The sequence below is a fragment of the Mycobacterium talmoniae genome (assembly GCF_001854525.1).
GTDB classification, from domain to species: Bacteria; Actinomycetota; Actinomycetes; order Mycobacteriales; family Mycobacteriaceae; genus Mycobacterium; species Mycobacterium talmoniae.
The window spans coordinates 1-15,918 of the sequence record NZ_MLQM01000055.1; the positions used below are offsets into that span (position 1 = coordinate 1).

Annotated in this window: 13 protein-coding genes; 4 read left to right on the forward strand and 9 right to left on the reverse strand. The window is 71.6% G+C overall.

All coding sequences use genetic code 11. The features are described 5' to 3' along the window. Nucleotides 1–1,786, forward strand: a 1,786-nt coding sequence (locus tag BKN37_RS12180) for an acyltransferase domain-containing protein (protein ID WP_131823574.1), incomplete at its 5' end; no start/stop codon positions are given. A 74-nt stretch (nucleotides 1,787–1,860) separates the two neighbouring features. On the opposite strand, the gene BKN37_RS12185 is transcribed toward BKN37_RS12180, so the two are convergent. From BKN37_RS12185 to BKN37_RS12225, 9 genes are all read right to left on the reverse strand, one after another. After that, complete coding sequence (locus BKN37_RS12185) at nucleotides 1,861–3,963, reverse strand: vWA domain-containing protein (RefSeq protein WP_071026094.1); 2,103 nt, start codon at nucleotides 3,961–3,963, stop codon at nucleotides 1,861–1,863. A gap of 42 nt (nucleotides 3,964–4,005) precedes the next feature. Beyond that, the gene (locus BKN37_RS12190; protein WP_071026096.1) at nucleotides 4,006–6,189 is read right to left on the reverse strand and encodes a malate synthase G; all 2,184 of its coding nucleotides are present in this window, start codon (nucleotides 6,187–6,189) and stop codon (nucleotides 4,006–4,008) included. A gap of 49 nt (nucleotides 6,190–6,238) precedes the next feature. After that, nucleotides 6,239–7,114, reverse strand: coding sequence for a 3-methyladenine DNA glycosylase (locus tag BKN37_RS12195; RefSeq protein ID WP_071026099.1), 876 nt, complete (start codon nucleotides 7,112–7,114; stop codon nucleotides 6,239–6,241). Beyond that, the gene (locus BKN37_RS12200) at nucleotides 7,107–8,159 is read right to left on the reverse strand and encodes a hemolysin family protein (RefSeq protein WP_071026101.1); all 1,053 of its coding nucleotides are present in this window, start codon (nucleotides 8,157–8,159) and stop codon (nucleotides 7,107–7,109) included. The genes BKN37_RS12195 and BKN37_RS12200 overlap by 8 nt, the downstream gene beginning before the upstream one ends. Beyond that, nucleotides 8,156–9,529 carry a hemolysin family protein gene (locus BKN37_RS12205; protein ID WP_071026103.1) on the reverse strand — a complete coding sequence of 458 codons (1,374 nt, stop codon included), beginning with the start codon at nucleotides 9,527–9,529 and terminating at the stop codon, nucleotides 8,156–8,158. Before BKN37_RS12205 ends, BKN37_RS12200 begins: the two co-directional genes overlap by 4 nt. Nucleotides 9,530–9,604: 75 nt before the next feature. Beyond that, complete coding sequence (locus tag BKN37_RS12210; RefSeq protein ID WP_071026105.1) at nucleotides 9,605–11,041, reverse strand: GuaB1 family IMP dehydrogenase-related protein; 1,437 nt, start codon at nucleotides 11,039–11,041, stop codon at nucleotides 9,605–9,607. Between the two features lie 16 nt (nucleotides 11,042–11,057). Further along, nucleotides 11,058–12,515 (reverse strand): NADP-dependent phosphogluconate dehydrogenase, encoded by a 1,458-nt coding sequence (gndA, locus tag BKN37_RS12215; RefSeq protein WP_071026107.1) that lies wholly within the window; start codon nucleotides 12,513–12,515, stop codon nucleotides 11,058–11,060. 78 nt (nucleotides 12,516–12,593) lie between these two features. After that, on the reverse strand, nucleotides 12,594–13,532 hold the full coding sequence (locus BKN37_RS12220; RefSeq protein WP_071026108.1) for a M56 family metallopeptidase: 939 nt from the start codon (nucleotides 13,530–13,532) through the stop codon (nucleotides 12,594–12,596). Nucleotides 13,533–13,546: 14 nt separating this feature from the next. Then, nucleotides 13,547–13,963, reverse strand: coding sequence for a BlaI/MecI/CopY family transcriptional regulator (locus tag BKN37_RS12225; RefSeq protein WP_071026111.1), 417 nt, complete (start codon nucleotides 13,961–13,963; stop codon nucleotides 13,547–13,549). A 224-nt stretch (nucleotides 13,964–14,187) separates the two neighbouring features. Between BKN37_RS12225 and BKN37_RS12230 the strand changes: the two genes are divergently transcribed. The 3 genes from BKN37_RS12230 to BKN37_RS12240 all read left to right on the forward strand — a co-directional run bounded on the left by BKN37_RS12230 (nucleotide 14,188) and on the right by BKN37_RS12240 (nucleotide 15,916). Then, nucleotides 14,188–14,982, forward strand: a complete 795-nt coding sequence (locus BKN37_RS12230) for an iron reductase (protein WP_071026140.1) — start codon at nucleotides 14,188–14,190, stop codon at nucleotides 14,980–14,982. 162 nt (nucleotides 14,983–15,144) lie between these two features. After that, nucleotides 15,145–15,570 (forward strand): PaaI family thioesterase, encoded by a 426-nt coding sequence (locus BKN37_RS12235; protein WP_071026113.1) that lies wholly within the window; start codon nucleotides 15,145–15,147, stop codon nucleotides 15,568–15,570. 43 nt (nucleotides 15,571–15,613) lie between these two features. Continuing rightward, nucleotides 15,614–15,916: an urease subunit gamma gene (locus BKN37_RS12240; RefSeq protein ID WP_071026115.1), complete on the forward strand. Its 303-nt coding sequence runs from the start codon at nucleotides 15,614–15,616 to the stop codon at nucleotides 15,914–15,916. Nucleotides 15,917–15,918 lie beyond the last annotated feature (2 nt).

Here is a 15,918-nt window from a genome sequence, read left to right on the forward strand (position 1 = left end):
GCTGCGGGCCGGGGCCGCCCCCGCCGAGCTGTGCCACACCGCCGGCGCGCGCCGCGGCCACTACGACCATCGGTTGGCCGCGGTCGGCGGGTCGGCCGCGGAGCTGGCTGCCGCGCTGGTCGCCCACCACAACGGGACGCCGCACCCCGGGCTGGTCACCGGACGGTGCCGGGCGGGCCAGCGACCCGGCGTGGTGTTCGTGTTCTCCGGTCGGGGCTCGCAGTGGCCGGGGATGGGCCAGCGGTTGGCCGCCGACGAGCCGACGTTCGCGGCGGCGCTGGCCGCCTGCGAGAGCGCGCTGCGCCCGCACCTGGCGGCGCCCCCGCGCACCCAGCTGCTCGCCGAGCCGGCCGACCCCAGCGACATCGGCCTCGTCGAGCCCGCGCTGTTCGCGGTGCAGGTGGCGCTGGCCGCCCTGTGGCGGTCGTGGGGCGTGCAGCCCGACGCCGTGCTGGGGCACGGCCTCGGCGAGGTGGCGGCCGCCCACGTCGCCGGCGCCCTCAGCCTGGACGACGCCGCCCGGGTGGTCTGTGCGCGGGCCAGGTTGCTGCAGCGGGCCGGGGCGAGCGCGGACCCGGACGGCCCGCAGCTGCAACAGCTTCGCGACGAGCTGGTCGGGATCCGGCCGGCGCCGGTCACGCTACCCCTGTACTCCGCGGTGACCGGTGAGCCGGTCGACGGCGCGCTCGACGCCGGATACTGGGCGGAAAACCTGTGCGCCGCACCGCAGTTCTCACCCGCGGCGCGGCGGCTACTGGACGCCGGCCGCGACACCTTCGTAGAGATCAGCCCGCAGCCGATCCTGCTGGACGCGGTGCGCGACGAGCTCGGCGCGGCCTGCGTGCTGTTGCCGTCGCTGCGCCGGGACGCCCCGGAACGCGCCACCATGCTGGCGTCGCTGGGCGCCCTCTACACCCGCGGTCAACCGGTGGCCTGGCAGCACCTGCACCCCGCCGACACCCGATGCGCGGCAGCGCCGACCTACCCGTGGCAGCGCACCCGCTGCTGGTTGGACACCGGTGCGGGCGGCGATGCCGCGGCGCCGTCGTGGCGGTCGTTGCGGTCGGCCGCCGACCCGCGGACGGTGTTCGTCGAGACCGACCTCGGACCCGAGCAGCTGACGGTGCCCACCGACCGCCCCGACGCGGCGGCGGTGCCGGCGGCGACGCTGCTCAAGCTGGTGTTCGAGGCGGCCGGCGCCGCCTTCGGCGCAGCGCCCCGTGAGGCCCGCGAGGTCGTCTTTCACCGGAGCCTGGAGATCACCGACGGGCGGCCGCGGACCGTGCAGCTGGTGTTTCGCGGAGATCCGCCGGAGCCGGTGTCGTTCGAGTGCCACGCCGCCGAGTCCGGTGCGCCGGGCTGGTCGCTGCTGGCCAGCGGCGCCGTCGCGACCGCGGCGCCGGACACCGCCGCCGCGGAGCCGCAGCTGTGCGAGAGCGCTCGGCTGCGCTGCCCCGACACGATTGCCGGGCCGGCGTTCTACCGTCAGCTGGCGGCCCACGGCCTGCGGTACCCGCCGGAGATGCAGACCGTGCAAGAGGTCTGGCGTCGCGACGGCGAGGCGACCGCCCGGCTGACACCCGCGGGCGGCGACGGCGACGATTTCGACGCCACGCTGGTGGACGCCTGCGTCCAGGTGCTCACCGCGGCCCTGCCCGCCACGACGGACACCTACCGGCTGGTGGGGCTCTCCGAACTGCGGGTCCATCGCCAGCCGGCGGGCGGTGGCGCCTGGTGTCACGCGGTGGCGCGGCCAGAAGTTGCGTCGAGATCTACGTTTCCGTGACGTGCACTCGAACTTCCGCACGCAAACGTCGATCTCGGCGCTAAGGAAGCTAAGAAAGCCAAGCCGGGCGCCGCTCAGCCCAGCAGCGTGCTGACCGCGGCGGCCAGCTCGGGGGAGCCCGAGGTGGACAGGTTGCGGTAGCTGCCGCCGGACAGCTGCGCGACGGCCTCCCAGGTCGCCCGGTCGGGGTCATCGCCGAAGTCGATGACGTTCACCGCGACCGGGCGGGCCGGGTCGGTGGCCCCGCGGATGTAGTCCTGCAAGCCCGGGCCGTCCAACGTGCGGTCGGTGTGCGGGCCGGCGGTGATCACCAGCACCGAGTTGGTTTGTCCGTCACGGAAGTTCGCCACCGCGTCGCCGTACACCATCCGCAGCGTGGTGAACGACACCGCACCGCCGGACGTCGAGCTCAACCCGTCCAGCGCACCGGTCAGCGTGTCGGTGCGGGGTTTGCCGTCGACGTCGTCGGCCAGCGGGCCGCCGGCCACCACCGACTTGCCTTCGGTGCCGTTGAACGTCCACAACCCCACCGCGGCATTGGGCGGCAGCGCCTTGATGCGGTCGTTGAGCGCCGCAACGACATTGGCGAGCCGGGATTTGCCGGCCTCGTCGGCGGTCATCGACTGGTCCAGCATGATGGTCACCGCCGGCCCCGCGGTCGGGGCGGTCAGGGTGGTGGCCAGCGTCGCCCGCAGCTCGTCGTCACCCACCGACAACGTCGACGGCAGCCCGGCGAAGCTGGTCACATCGCTGTGCGGCGGGCTGACCCCTTCCACCCGGAACCCGGCCTTGGCCAGGTCGGCCAGCTGGTCGGCCTTGCGGGCGAACCGGGCGAATTCGCTGGCGGCGCTGACCTGCTCGGGCGACAGCCACGAACCGCTGAGCAGCACCAGCGGATAGTCGGCGACCGCGGCCGGTCCCGGCGGCAGCCACGACGTCAGCGTGTCCCCGGCATCCGACAGCGACTCGCCGCGGGCGAACAGCTGCTGTTCGGTGGTGACCACCGCGTGCACCGGGGCGGCGGCGCGATCCCCGGGCCGCAGCAGCGCATTCATCGCCTCGGTGACCGTATCGTCGGCCAGCTTGGGCTGCGCGCCGACCAGGGTGCGCACCGCGCCGGTGCCGGCGCTGGCCGGCGCGCCGCGCGGGGCCGAGGCCGCGGCCACCGCCTCGGCGGCCAGGAACGCGGCGTCACTGTTGTCGGTGAGCGGCAACGCCAGCCGCAGCGACCCCCAGCCCGGCAGCTTCAAGGCGGCCAGCGCGTCGGGCTTGCTCTGCAGCTCCGGCAGCGACGCCCAACTCTGTTTCTCCAAAGCCGGTTTGAGCTCCGGTCGGATCGCCAGCAGCACCGGGGAGGTGACCAGCGAGCGGCTGTCGGTGATGGTTTCGCGGCCGGCGACGGCTTGCAGCCGCGCCGAGGACACCGAGCTGCCCGGGATCCACAGCGCCGGCCGTTCCCCGAGCTTGGCCGGCCAGTCGCCGATGAACCCGCTGACCACGGCGTCGGCGCCGGCCGACTTCACGGTCACCTGCACGCAGCGGTCACCGACCGGTTTGGCGGAGTCGTTGAACCGCTCGGCGAAGCCCTGGATGCGGTCGGCGATCGCCGGGTCGGCGATCACCGCGACGGTCAGGTCGCCTTCCACGCAGCGCCCGGCGGCCGCGTCGGAGCGGTGCGAGAGGGTGTGCCCGAAGAACCGCCACAGGATGACGGTGCCCACCACCAGCACCACCGCGACCAGGGCGGCGATCACCCCGAGGCTGACCCCGCGTCGGCCGCCCTCGCTGCGGTGCCCGCCGCGCCACTCGCCCATCCCGCGCCGACCCGCGCGGACCGCGACCCGCCCGGTCGGCGGCTCGTCCTCCTCCTCTAGGGCCGGCTCGTCGAGGTCCTCGTCGTCGTATTCGCCGTAGTCCTCGTAGTCGTCGTCGAAGGGCAGCGCGTCGCCGTCGTCGTCGTGGTAGCCGCGGTGCGGCGGGTAGTCGCCGGGCTCGGGGTAGCCGCCGGGGGCCTCGAAGTAGTCGCGGCGGCCGACGTCGCCGCGGTGCTGGCCGGCGGAACCCGCCCAGCGCCCCGCGTCCGGTTCGTCGCCGAGCGCGTGGTCGTATGGCTCGTCGTCGAACGGCTCGTCGGCGTACTCGTCATCATCCGGCCCGGGGATGCTGTGCCTACCCATGGCGGTGTCTGCGCTCTCTTCGTCTACTTACGCCGGCCGCACTCAGGCATTTTGGGCCTTCAGCTCACGACGACGCCGATGCAGGATCGGCTCGGTGTAGCCGTTGGGTTGCTCGGTCCCGGACAAGATGAGCTCCTGGGCGGCCAGGAACGCGATGCTGTCATCGAAGTTGGGGGCCATCGGCCGGTAGGCCGGGTCGCCGGCGTTCTGCTCGTCGACCACGGCGGCCATCCGCTCCAGGCTGGCCCGCACGTCCTCGCGGGTGATCACGCCGTGCCGCAGCCAGTTGGCCAGCAGCTGGGACGAAATCCGCAGCGTCGCCCGGTCTTCCATCAACGCTACGTCGTGGATGTCGGGCACCTTGGAGCAGCCCACCCCCTGGTCGACCCAGCGCACCACGTAGCCCAGGATCGACTGGCAGTTGTTGTCGACCTCCTCGCGGATCTCGTCGGAGGCCCAGGCCAGCTCCTTGGCCAGCGGAATGGTCAGCAACTCGTCGATGGTGGTGCGGTGCTTGCCGGCCAGCTCCTTTTGCACCGCGAACACGTCGACCTGGTGGTAGTGCAACGCGTGCAGGGTCGCCGCGGTCGGGGACGGCACCCACGCGGTGCTGGCGCCGGCCCGCGGGTGGGCGATCTTCTGCTCGACCATGTCGGCCATCAGCTCGGTCATCGTCCACATGCCCTTGCCGATCTGGGCGTGCCCGGTCAGCCCGGTCGCCAGCCCGACATCGACGTTGGCGTCCTCGTAGGCCAGAATCCACGGCTGGCTCTTCATGGTGCCCTTGCGCACCATCGGGCCGGCCTCCATCGAGGTGTGGATCTCGTCGCCGGTGCGGTCCAAGAAGCCGGTGTTGATGAACACCACCCGGTCGGCGGCGGCCTTGATACAGGCCTTCAGGTTCAGCGTGGTGCGCCGCTCCTCGTCCATGATGCCGACCTTGATGGTGGCCTGCGGCAACCCCAGCACGTCCTCGACCCGGCTGAACAGGTCGGCGGTGAACGCCACCTCGTCGGGGCCGTGCATCTTGGGTTTGACGATGTAGATGGACCCGGTGCGGCTGTTGACCAGCGGGCCGGTGTCGTCGCTGGCCTTGAGGCCGTGCACCCCGATCAGGCCGGTGAACAACGCGTCCTGGATGCCCTCGAACACCTCATTGCCGTCGGCGTCCAGGATCGCGTCGTTGGTCATCAAATGGCCCACGTTGCGGACGAACATCAGGCTGCGCCCGGGCAGCGTCACCGTCGCGCCGTCCGGGGCGGTGAACTCGCGGTCGGCGTGCAGGGTGCGGGTGAAGGTCTTGCCGCCCTTGCTGACCTCCTCGGACAGGTCACCGCGGTTCAGGCCCAGCCAGTTGCGGTAGCCCAGCACCTTGTCGTTGGCGTCGACGGCGGCCACCGAGTCCTCGAAGTCCATGATGGTGGTGACCGCCGACTCCAGCACCACGTCCTTGATGCCGGCGGCGTCGGTCTTGCCGATCGGGGACTCCGGGTCGATCAGCACCTCGAGGTGCAGCCCGTGGTGGGCCAGCAGCACCGAGTCGGGGGCGTCGGCGTCGCCGGTGTAGCCGGTGAACTGCTCGGGGCCGGCCAGCGCGGTCTCCGACCCGTCGGTGCGGGTGATCACCAGCGCGCCGTCGGCGACCTTGAAGCTCTTGACCTCGGTCCAGGAGCCGTCGGCCAGCGGCGCCGCGTCGTCGAGGACCTTGCGGGCGTAGGCGATCACCTTGTCGCCGCGCACCTTGTTGTAGCTGGTGCCTTTCTCGGCGCCGTCGCTTTCCGGGATGACATCGGTGCCGTACAGCGCGTCATACAGCGAGCCCCAGCGGGCGTTGGCGGCGTTGAGCGCGAACCGGGCGTTGAGCACCGGCACCACCAGCTGCGGGCCGGCGGTGGCGGTGATCTCGTCGTCGACGCCCGCGGTGGTGACGGTGAAGTCGTCGGGCTCGGGCTGCAGGTAGCCGATCTCGGTGAGGAAGGCGCGGTAGGCCGCGGGGTCGATCGGCTCGATCACGTGATGGCGGTGCCACTTGTCGATCTGGGCCTGCAGCTCATCGCGGCGCGCCAACAGCTCCTGGTTACGCGGGGTCAGGTCGGTGACGACCTTGTCCACGCCCGCCCAGAAGCTGTCCGGGTCGACGCCGGTCCCGGGCAGCGCCTCGTTGGTCACGAAGTCATACAGCGTCCGCGCGACGCGCAGATTCCCAACCGACACCCGATCCGTCATAAGTTCCTCCCTCACTGGCAATTACCCACCTTACCGACCGGTAGCACGACTATCCGCAACCGGCGGCCTCCAGCAGCAGGTCACACTGAGCCAGCAGGGTTGCCCGCAGTGGTGCGGCGCGGTCGGCGATGGCGCTCTGGCAACGCACGTACTCGGCGCGGCCAGCACGCTGTTCGACGGCGATCGGTTGATATCCGTAGCCGGTCAAGTCGTACGGGCTGGCCCGCATGTCCACCTCGCGGGCCGCCGCCGCCAATTCCAGGCAGTCCAACAGGAGCTCGGAACCGATCAGCGGGCTCAGCTTATAGCACCACTTGTATAAATCCATGTTGGCGTGCAGGCAGCCGGGCTGTTCCCACTCGATCTGGGTGGCGCGGCTGGGCGTGCCGGCGTTGCGGGGCCGCGCCGCCGGGCTGAAGAACCGGTACGCATCGAAATGGGTGCAGCGCACCGGCCCCGACTCCACCACGGCGTCGGTGGCCGCCCGGCCCAGCCGCAGCGGCACCCGGTCATGGCGTACCGTGGCGCTGCGGTACACCATCGCCCACTCGTGCAACCCGAAGCAGTTCAGCGCCGCGGGCCGCGCCGCGGTGGCCCGCAGCAGCCGCGCCACGAACGCGACGGTGTCGCGCCGGGCGCGCAGATAGTCGTCGGCGGCGCCGACCCGGCCGTCGCGCACCGTATAGCCGCGCCGCCCGGCGTAGCGGCGCACCGCGTCGGCGCCGGTAAGCCACACGCCGTACCCGGGATGCCAGCAGCGCAGCTGACCGGGTCGCAGACTGTAGTAGCTGAACAAGAAATCCCACACCGGGTGCGGCTCACCGGCGCGGGCCCGCCGCTGGTGCGGGCCGACAAATCGCTCGACCCGCCGCCGGTGGTCCTCGGCGCGGGCCCGCCACTGCGCGGGGCCCAGCACCTCAGACACGGTGGGTTCCGTCTCGCACCGTGCCGACCAGGTCCTCGACCAGGTCTTCCAGGGCGACCATCGCCACCACCTGGCCGGTCGCGGCGGTCGCCAACGCCAGGTGGCTCTTGCTGCGCCGCAGCCGCGACAGCGCGTCGGGCACCGGCAGCGACACCGGCAGCTGCGGCAACGGACGCACCGCCGCCAGGTCGAGCACCGCGTCCGGGTCGTCGCCCAGCGCCAGCAGGTCCTTGATGTGCAGGTAGCCGACGAATCGGCCGTCCGGGTCGACCACCGGGAACCGGGAGTAGCCGGTCTCGGCCAGCGCCCGCTCCACCGCCGTGACGGTGGGTCCCGACCCGGCGGCGGCCACCGGCACCGCGCGGATATCGCGCAGCGGCACCGCGACGTCGGCGACCACCCGGGTGCGGACCTGCAGCGCCCGGGTGAGCCGGGTGTGCTCCTCGGGATCGAGCAGCCCCTCCGACACCGATTCGGCGATCATCTCGGACAGCTCGACGGTGGAGACGGTGACCTCCAACTCGCTTTTGGGATCCACCCGCAGCGCGCGCAGCGTCGCGAACGCGCACCGGTTGTAGAACGCGATGAACGGCCGGGCCGCCCGCACGTAGAGCAGGTAGGCCGGGACCAACAGCATCGCCGCGGTCTCCGGGCCGGCGATGGCGATGTTCTTGGGCACCATTTCGCCGAGCAGCACATGCAGGGTCACCACGATCGACAGCGCCACCAAAAACGACACCGTGTGCAGCAGCGCATCCGGGATGCCGAGCAGATCAAACGGGCGCACCAGCAGGTCGGCCACCACCGGTTCGCCGATCCGGCCGAGCAGGATCGAGCACAGCGTGACCCCCAACTGGACCCCGGCCAGCATCAGCGGCAGCCGTTCGCCGGCCCGGATCACCGTGACCGCGCGCCTCTTGCCCTGTTCGGCCAGCGCCTCGAGCCGGTCCCGGCGCGCCGAGATCAGCGAGAACTCCGCGCCGACGAAGAACCCGTTCGCGCCGACCAGCAGGACGGTCAGCAGCACGCCCAGCACGTCGTTCATCGCCGGCTCCGCTGTGGGGGGTGCGCGTCGCCGCGGTCGCCCAGCTCGGTCAGCTCGATCAGGTCGATGCGGCGGCCGTCCATCCGGACCACGGTGGCCCGCCACCGCGGCGGGTGCTCGGACGGGGCGTCGGGATCGAACGCGGCCAGTTCGACGGTTTCGCCGGCCCGCGGGATGTGGCCCAGGTTGTGCAGCACCAGCCCGCCGACGGTCTCGTATTCGCCCTGCGGGGCGCGGTAGCCGGTGGCCGCGGCGACCTCGTCGATGCGCAGCAGCCCCGACACCCGCCAGCCGTCGCCGGCCGGCACCACATCCGGGGTGGTGTCGTCGTGCTCGTCGCGGACGTCGCCGACGATCTCCTCGATCAGGTCTTCGACGGTGACCATGCCCGCGGTGCCGCCGTACTCGTCGACGACCAACGCGGTTTGCAGGCCGTTGGCGCGGATCTGGGTCATCACCGCGTCGCCGTCCAACGTCGAGGGCACCACCGCCACCGGTTGGGCGACCGCGCTGAGCGGGGTGGCGGCCCGGTCGCCGGGGGGCACCTCGAACACCTGCTTGACGTGCACAATGCCGATGGTTTCGTCGAGGTCGCCCGCCACGATCGGGAAGCGGGAGAACCCGCTGTCGGTGGCCGCGGCCACCAGGTCGGCGACGGTGTTATCGGTCTGCAGCGCCACGATCTTGGAGCGCGGGGTCATCAGCTCCTCGGCGGTCAGCGCCCCGAAATGCAGCGAGCGGTCCACCAGCGCGGCGGTCGCCGGGTCCAGCGAGCCGCTGCGCGCCGAGGTGCGCACCAGCGACACCAGCTCCCGCGGCGAGCGCGCCGAGCGCAGCCCCTCGGCGGGTTCGATGCCCAGCGTGCGCAGGATCGCGTTGGCGGTGCCGTTGGTCGCCCGGATGGCCAGCGTGAAGATCAGCGAGAACAGCAGCTGCGGGCCGGCGGTGGCCCGCGCGGTCGGCAGCGGACGGGCCAGCGCGTAGTTCTTCGGGACCAGCTCGCCGAACACCATGGACAGCGAGGTGGCGATCAGCAACGCCAGGAACAAGGCGATGCCGTCGGACATCGTCTCGGGCACGCCCAGGGCCTGCAGGCCGGGGCGAAACCACCGGGCCAGCACCGGTTCGGCGAGATAACCGGTGGCCAGCGTGGTGATCGAGATGCCCAGCTGCGCGCCGGACAGCTGAAACGACAGGGTGCGATGCGCGCGTTGCACGTAGCGGTCGCGGCGGGCGCCGCCGCGGGCGTTGGCCTCCACGGTGCTGCGCTCCAGGGTGGTCAGCGCGAACTCGGCGGCGACGAACATCGCGGTGCCGGCGGTCAGCAGCACGATGGCCAGCAGCGACAGCAGGGTGAGCGCGACGCTCATAGACCCTTTCCCTGGTGCGGCGGCGGCGATGAAAGTCTCATGGTAGCGAACGGGTGAGCTAACCGTCGCCGACCGTCACCAGCCGAACGGCAGCGGATGCCCCTCGGCGAACCCGGCCGCCGACTGCACGCCGAGCACCGCCCGGTCATGCAGCTCGGCCAGGGTCGACGCGCCGACATAGGTGCAGGTGCTGCGCACCCCGGAGGTGATGTGATCGAGCAGGTCCTCGACGCCGCCGCGGTCCGGGTCCAGGCCCATCCGCGACGTGGAAATCCCCTCCTCGAACAGCGTCTTGCGGGCCCGCTGATAGGCGCTGTCGTCGGCGGTGCGGGCCACCACCGCCCGCTTGGAGGCCATCCCGTAGCTCTCCTTGTACGGCTGGTCGTCGCGGTCACGCATCAAATCACCGGGGGATTCGTAGGTGCCGGCAAACCACGAGCCGATCATCACGTTGGACGCGCCGGCGGCCAGCGCCAACGCCACATCGCGGGGATGACGGACCCCGCCGTCGGCCCACACGTGCCCGCCGCGTTGCCGGGCCGCGGCCGCGCATTCCAGCACCGCCGAGAACTGCGGCCGGCCCACGCCGGTCATCATCCGGGTGGTGCACATCGCCCCGGGGCCGACCCCGACCTTGACGATCGTCGCGCCCGCGTCGAGCAGATCCCGGGTGCCCTCGGCCGACACCACGTTGCCCGCCGCCAGCGGCACCCCCAGGTTCAGCGCCGCGACCGCCGCGATCGCCTCCAGCGCCTTGCGCTGGTGGCCGTGGGCGGTGTCGATGACCAGCACGTCGACCCCGGTCTCGACCAGCGCGGCGGCCTTGGCGGCCACATCGCCGCTGATGCCGACCGCCGCGGCGATCCGCAGCCGGCCCGCCGCGTCGGTGGCCGGGGTGTAGATGCCGGCCCGAATGCTGCCGGTGCGGGTCAGCACCCCGGCCAGGGTGTGATCGGCGCCGGTGAGCACCGCGACGTCGATCGGGGCGTGCTCGAGCAGGTCGAACACTTTCCGCGGGTCGGTGTCGGCGGGGGCGGTGACGAAATCGGTGATGGCCACGTCGCGGACCCGGGCGAACCGGTCCACCCCGACGCAGGACGCCTCGGTCACCAACCCGATCGGGCGGCCTTGTGCCACCACCACCGCCGCGCCGTGCGCGCGCTTGTGGATCAGCGCGGTGGCCGCCGACACCGAGTCGTCGGGCGACAGCACCACCGGGGTGTCGACGACCAGGTCGCGGCTTTTGACGAACTCCACGCTGTCTTGCACCGCGGCGATCGGCAGGTCTTGCGGCAGCACCACCAGACCGCCGCGTCGGGCCACCGTCTCGGCCATCCGCCGCCCGGCGACCGCGGTCATGTTGGCGACCACCACCGGGATGGTGGTGCCCGAGCCGTCCCGGGTGGACAGATCCACGTCGAAGCGCGAGTCGACCTCGGAGCGGGTGGGGACGATGAACACATCGTCGTAGGTCAGGTCATACGGGGGCCGATGCCCATCTAAAAACCGCATGGTCTACCGCAGGCTGTCAGGCCGGGACTTCGCTGCGGTCCCCACTCCACAGCGTGTGAAACTTGCCCGGCGCGTCGATGCGGCCGTAGGTGTGTGCGCCGAAGAAGTCGCGCTGCGCCTGGGTGAGCGCCGCCGGCAGCCGTTCGGTGCGCAGCGCGTCGTAGTAGGACAGCGCCGAGGAGAACCCGGGAATCGGGATGCCCAGCTGGGTGGCGGTGACCACCACCCGGCGCCAGGAATCGATCGCCGACTCCACCGCGGTGCGGAAATACGGGGCCACCAGCAGGCTGGCCAGGTCCGGGTCGGCGTCGAAGGCGTCCTTGATGCGGTTGAGGAATTTCGCCCGGATGATGCAGCCGCCGCGCCAGATGGTGGCCAGGTCGCCGGGGGTGAGATTCCAGCCGTATTCGGCGCTGCCGGCCTGGATCTGGTTGAAGCCCTGCGAATACGCGACGATCTTGGAGGCGTACAGGGCTTGGCGCACGTCGGCGGTGAACGTGTCCGGGTCGGTGGGTTTGTCCCCGAGCCGGCCCGACGCCAGGCCGGTGGTGGCCTTGCGCTGGGCCACCGAACCCGACAGCGCGCGGGCGAACACCGCCTCGGCGATGCCGGTGACCGGCACCCCCAGATCCAGCGCGGACTTGACCGTCCAGCGGCCGGTGCCCTTCTGCTCGGCCTCGTCGAGGATCACATCCACCAGCGGCTTGCCGGTTTTGGCGTCGACCTGGCGCAGCACCTCGGCGGTGATCTCGACCAGGTAGCTGTCCAACTCGCCGCGGTTCCACTCGGTGAACACGTCGGCGATCTGCGGGGCGGCCAGCCCCAACCCGTCGCGCAGCAGCTGGTAGGCCTCGCCGATGAGCTGCATGTCGGAGTACTCGATGCCGTTGTGCACCATCTTGACGAAATGCCCGGATCCGTCCGGCCCGATGTGGGTGCAGCACGGCTCCCCGTCGACGTGGGCGGAGATCTCCTCCAGCAGCGGGCCCAGCGACTTGTACGACGCGGCCGGCCCGCCGGGCATGATCGACGGCCCGTTGAGCGCGCCCTCCTCGCCACCGGAGATACCCGCCCCCACGAAGTGCAGCCCGCGCTCGGCCAGCGCCTTTTCCCGCCGGATGGTGTCGGTGTACAGGGCGTTGCCGCCGTCGATGATGATGTCGCCTTCGTCCATGGCGTCGGCGAGTTGGTTGATCACCGCATCGGTCGGCTCGCCGGCCTTGACCATGATCAGCACCCGGCGCGGCTTCTCCAGCGCGGCAAGGAATTCGGCGATGGTCTCGGTGCGCACGAAATTGCCCTCGGCGCCGTGCTCGGCCAGCAGCGCATCGGTTTTGGCGACCGACCGGTTGTGCAGCGCCACGGTGTAGCCGTGCCGGGCGAAGTTGCGCGCGATGTTGGAACCCATCACGGCCAAGCCGGTGACCCCGATCTGGGCGGTTCCGGCAGCGGCGGCCGGTTGCGACGGGCTCATAGTTCGCCTCTCAGGTGGTAGTTGGTGCTCCAGCAACACTGTGGCACAGCGGAGTTCGCCGAGCCGTTCGGGGTTTCCCTACCCGCTGACCAGCCGGTGCAGCTCGATCAGCCACGGTACCGCCAGCGCCGCGGTGGGCACCACCAGCACCGCGGCCGCCGCGCTGTAGGCGGCCGCCGACACCGCCCGGCTGTTGCCGCGCCCGGACAGCCGGCGCACCCGCAGCACGGTGGACGGGCCGCCCACCGCCAGCGCACCGGCCGGGGTCCGCCCGGCGGCGCAGGTCACCAGCGCCCGGGCCAGGGGAGTGGGGCCGGCCACCCGCACCGCCGCGTCGTCGGCCAGCAACTCGACCAGCAGCTGCACCGCGTCCAGCGCGCTGGCGCTGCGGACGAACCGCGGGAAGGCGGCGTGCACGGCGGTGAAGGCCTCCAGCACCAGGTCGTGGCGGGCGCGCAGATGGGCCCGCTCGTGGGTGAGGATGGCACCGACTTCGGTGTTGGACAGGCTGGTCAGCGTCCCTTCGCTGAGCACCACCCGGCTGCGCACCCCGGGCAGGCAGTACGCCAGCGGCTGGGCCACCTCCAGCACCCGCACGTCGCTGGTGTGGGCGGGAACCGCGTCGTGGGACACGCCGAGCAAATCGACCAGCATCCGGTGCCGGGCCCGGCGCCGCCGGGTGGCGATCGCCACCCGCAGCACCGCGATCCCCAGCCGGGCCCCGACCAGCAGCGTCAGCGCGAACACACCCATGTACAGCGCCCACAGCGGCCAGCCCATCCGACCGATATCGCCGAGGATGGTGGCGGTGGGCCGCCCGTCCGGGCCGGGCATGAACAGTCGGCTGGCGATCGCGATCCCGGCGCTGAACGCCGAGAGCACCGCGGCGACGGCGACCGCCTGCCACAGCACGACCGCGGCCCGCGGTGCGCGCAACGGCCAGGTCGACCGGGCGAGCAGCATCGGTACCGGTCCCACGAGCAGCACCGCGAGGATGATGAAGGCCAGCGCGGACACGCTGCCAGTCTCCCTCAGGTGCCGGGTCTACCGCCAATAGGCGGAGGCATCCGGTGTTTGGCTTCCAGTTCGTCCAGCGCGCGGCGCAGCGCCTCGGCCTCATCGGCCCCGACGCGTTCGACGAAATGCACCAGCGCCGCCTGCCGGCTGCCCGAGTCGGCGGCCTGATCCAACGCGTCGACCATGAGCCCGGCGACCAGTTCGTCGCGACCGTGCACCGGGGCATAGCGGTGCGCCCGGTCGTCACGCAGCTGGGAGACCAGATTCTTGCGGGCCAGCCGCTGCAGCACGGTCATCACCGTGGTGTAGGCCAGGTCACGGCGCGCCGAGAGCGCCTCGTGCACCTGGCGAACCGTTTGGGGTTGCGCGGCGGACCACAGGTGATCCATCACCGCGCGCTCCAAATCCCCGAGACGGGTCAGCTTCGCCATGTTTGTTCATCTCCTGAGCGGTATCGCAAGCCTACCCCGCCTTACTACCGGCCGTCGTACCTAGCTCGGGGGGCTCCGGTGCGCCAGCCCGGCCGCCACACCGGCCGTGACCGGTGAATACGCAGCTGAGGGAGCCATCCACGCCGCGGTGTGAGAGCCGTCACATCGGCGCCCGCCAGCATCTGCCACTATGGTTAGGCTTACCTATCTTAGAGGAGGTGTCCGTGACCGCCGTGGTCGACGATCCGCTCATCGCCGGAATGGTGATCCACCGCACGTTGCCGCTGCATGAATCCAGCCGGCGGCTTCGTGAGCTGTATCCGGAATGTCCGCGTGTCTACGGTGTGGCGGTGCTGGCCGACGTATCGCGGCGCCGATGGTGGCCGCTGGAGTCGGCCCTGACCACCGACCGGCTGCGGCGCATGTTCGACGCGGCCGCCGCGGAGATGGACAGTCGCAGCACCGCCGCCCACCAGCTGGCGGCCACCCTGGCCCACGCGGTGATCGGGCGGGTGGTCGCGCTGGTCGTGCTGGAGGGCAGGGCGTGGGACGCCGGCCTGGAAAACCTGTGGGTGCACGTCGACTCCGAGGGTGTCATCGACTGGGTGGGGGTGGTGGACCCGACGCTGCGGGTGCTGCCCGACGACCCGTACCGGGCCGATCGGTGCGCCGACCGCGCCGAGGTGGTGCGGTTGCCCAGCGAGGAGGCGCTGGCCACCTGGACCGCGCACCGCTGCCACCGCACCCTGCAACCGTTGTTCGCCCGACTGCACGCGGTCAGCGGCGGCGCGGTGTCGGTGGCGTCGATGTGGCACACCGTCGGATCGGCGATCGTGGCGACCGCGACCCAGGTGCCGCAGCTGGCCGGCAGCAGCGAGATCGCCGGCGCGCACCGGGGCCAGGCGGTGCTCGACGCGCTGGTGGCCTTCGGTGTGCCGGTGCGGGGATCGTCGGCGCGACGCGCCCGGCACCAACCCGCCGTACCCCTTGCGAAATTAGGGCAGCCTTGCCTATGCTGATCCGGTCGAGCAAACGGACCGCGCCGGAGTCCTGAGGGCTGCAGAGACCCCCGGTCCCCTCGATGGACGAGCCCCGTGACGTCACGGGGCTCGTCCGCATTCTCGGGGGGATCCCGGGTGCTCGCCCGCTGCGGCGGCCCCCGATGGTGTAGACACAACCGTGTGCAATCTCCGCAAAACTCGGTGTTCCCACCGGGTGTCGACGACCCCTTCGACAACCTGCTAGGGCTGGAGTTCCTCGAACTCGGCCCGGAGGGCGCCCGGGCGCGGCTGCAGGTGCAAGACAAGCTGCTGCAGCCGATGGGCATCGTGCACGGCGGGGTGTACTGCTCGATCGTGGAGAGCATGGCCAGCCTGCCGGCGCACCTGTGGCTGGAGCAGAACGGCGGCGGCAACGTCGTCGGCGTCAACAACAACACCGACTTCCTGCGGGCGGTGTCGGCCGGCACGGTGACCGCGGCCTCCACCCCGCTGCACCGCGGGCGCCGGCAACAGCTGTGGCTGGTCACCATCACCGACGAGCAGGACCGCATCGTCGCGCGCGGCCAGGTGCGGCTGCAGAACCTCGAGCCGCGGCCGGGCGGCTGAGCCACGCCGCGCCGGCTCCCGCGGCGTGGCAGGATCGCAAAATATGCGCCTGAGTCCGCACGAACAGGAGCGCCTGTTGCTCTCCTACGCCGCTGAACTGGCTCGTCGACGCCAGGCCCGGGGGTTGCGGTTGAACCACCCGGAGGCGGTCGCGATCATCACCGATCACATCCTGGAAGGCGCCCGCGACGGGCGCAGCGTCGCCGAGCTGATGGTCAGCGGCCGCGAGGTGCTGACCCGCGGCGACGTGATGGAGGGGGTGCCGGAGATGCTCGACGAGGTGCATGTGGAGGCCACGTTTCCCGACGGCACCAAGCTGATCACCGTCCACCACCCGATCGGCTGACC

Coding starts and splice junctions, on each gene's coding strand:
- BKN37_RS12205 (WP_071026103.1), bottom strand. CDS start 9,529: ATGAGCGTCGCGCTCACCCTGCTGTCGCTGCTGGCCATCGTGCTGCTG.
- BKN37_RS12240 (WP_071026115.1), top strand. CDS start 15,614: ATGCGCCTGAGTCCGCACGAACAGGAGCGCCTGTTGCTCTCCTACGCC.
- BKN37_RS12190 (WP_071026096.1), bottom strand. CDS start 6,189: ATGACGGATCGGGTGTCGGTTGGGAATCTGCGCGTCGCGCGGACGCTG.
- BKN37_RS12210 (WP_071026105.1), bottom strand. CDS start 11,041: ATGCGGTTTTTAGATGGGCATCGGCCCCCGTATGACCTGACCTACGAC.
- gndA (WP_071026107.1), bottom strand. CDS start 12,515: ATGAGCCCGTCGCAACCGGCCGCCGCTGCCGGAACCGCCCAGATCGGG.
- BKN37_RS12200 (WP_071026101.1), bottom strand. CDS start 8,159: ATGAACGACGTGCTGGGCGTGCTGCTGACCGTCCTGCTGGTCGGCGCG.
- BKN37_RS12225 (WP_071026111.1), bottom strand. CDS start 13,963: ATGGCGAAGCTGACCCGTCTCGGGGATTTGGAGCGCGCGGTGATGGAT.
- BKN37_RS12185 (WP_071026094.1), bottom strand. CDS start 3,963: ATGGGTAGGCACAGCATCCCCGGGCCGGATGATGACGAGTACGCCGAC.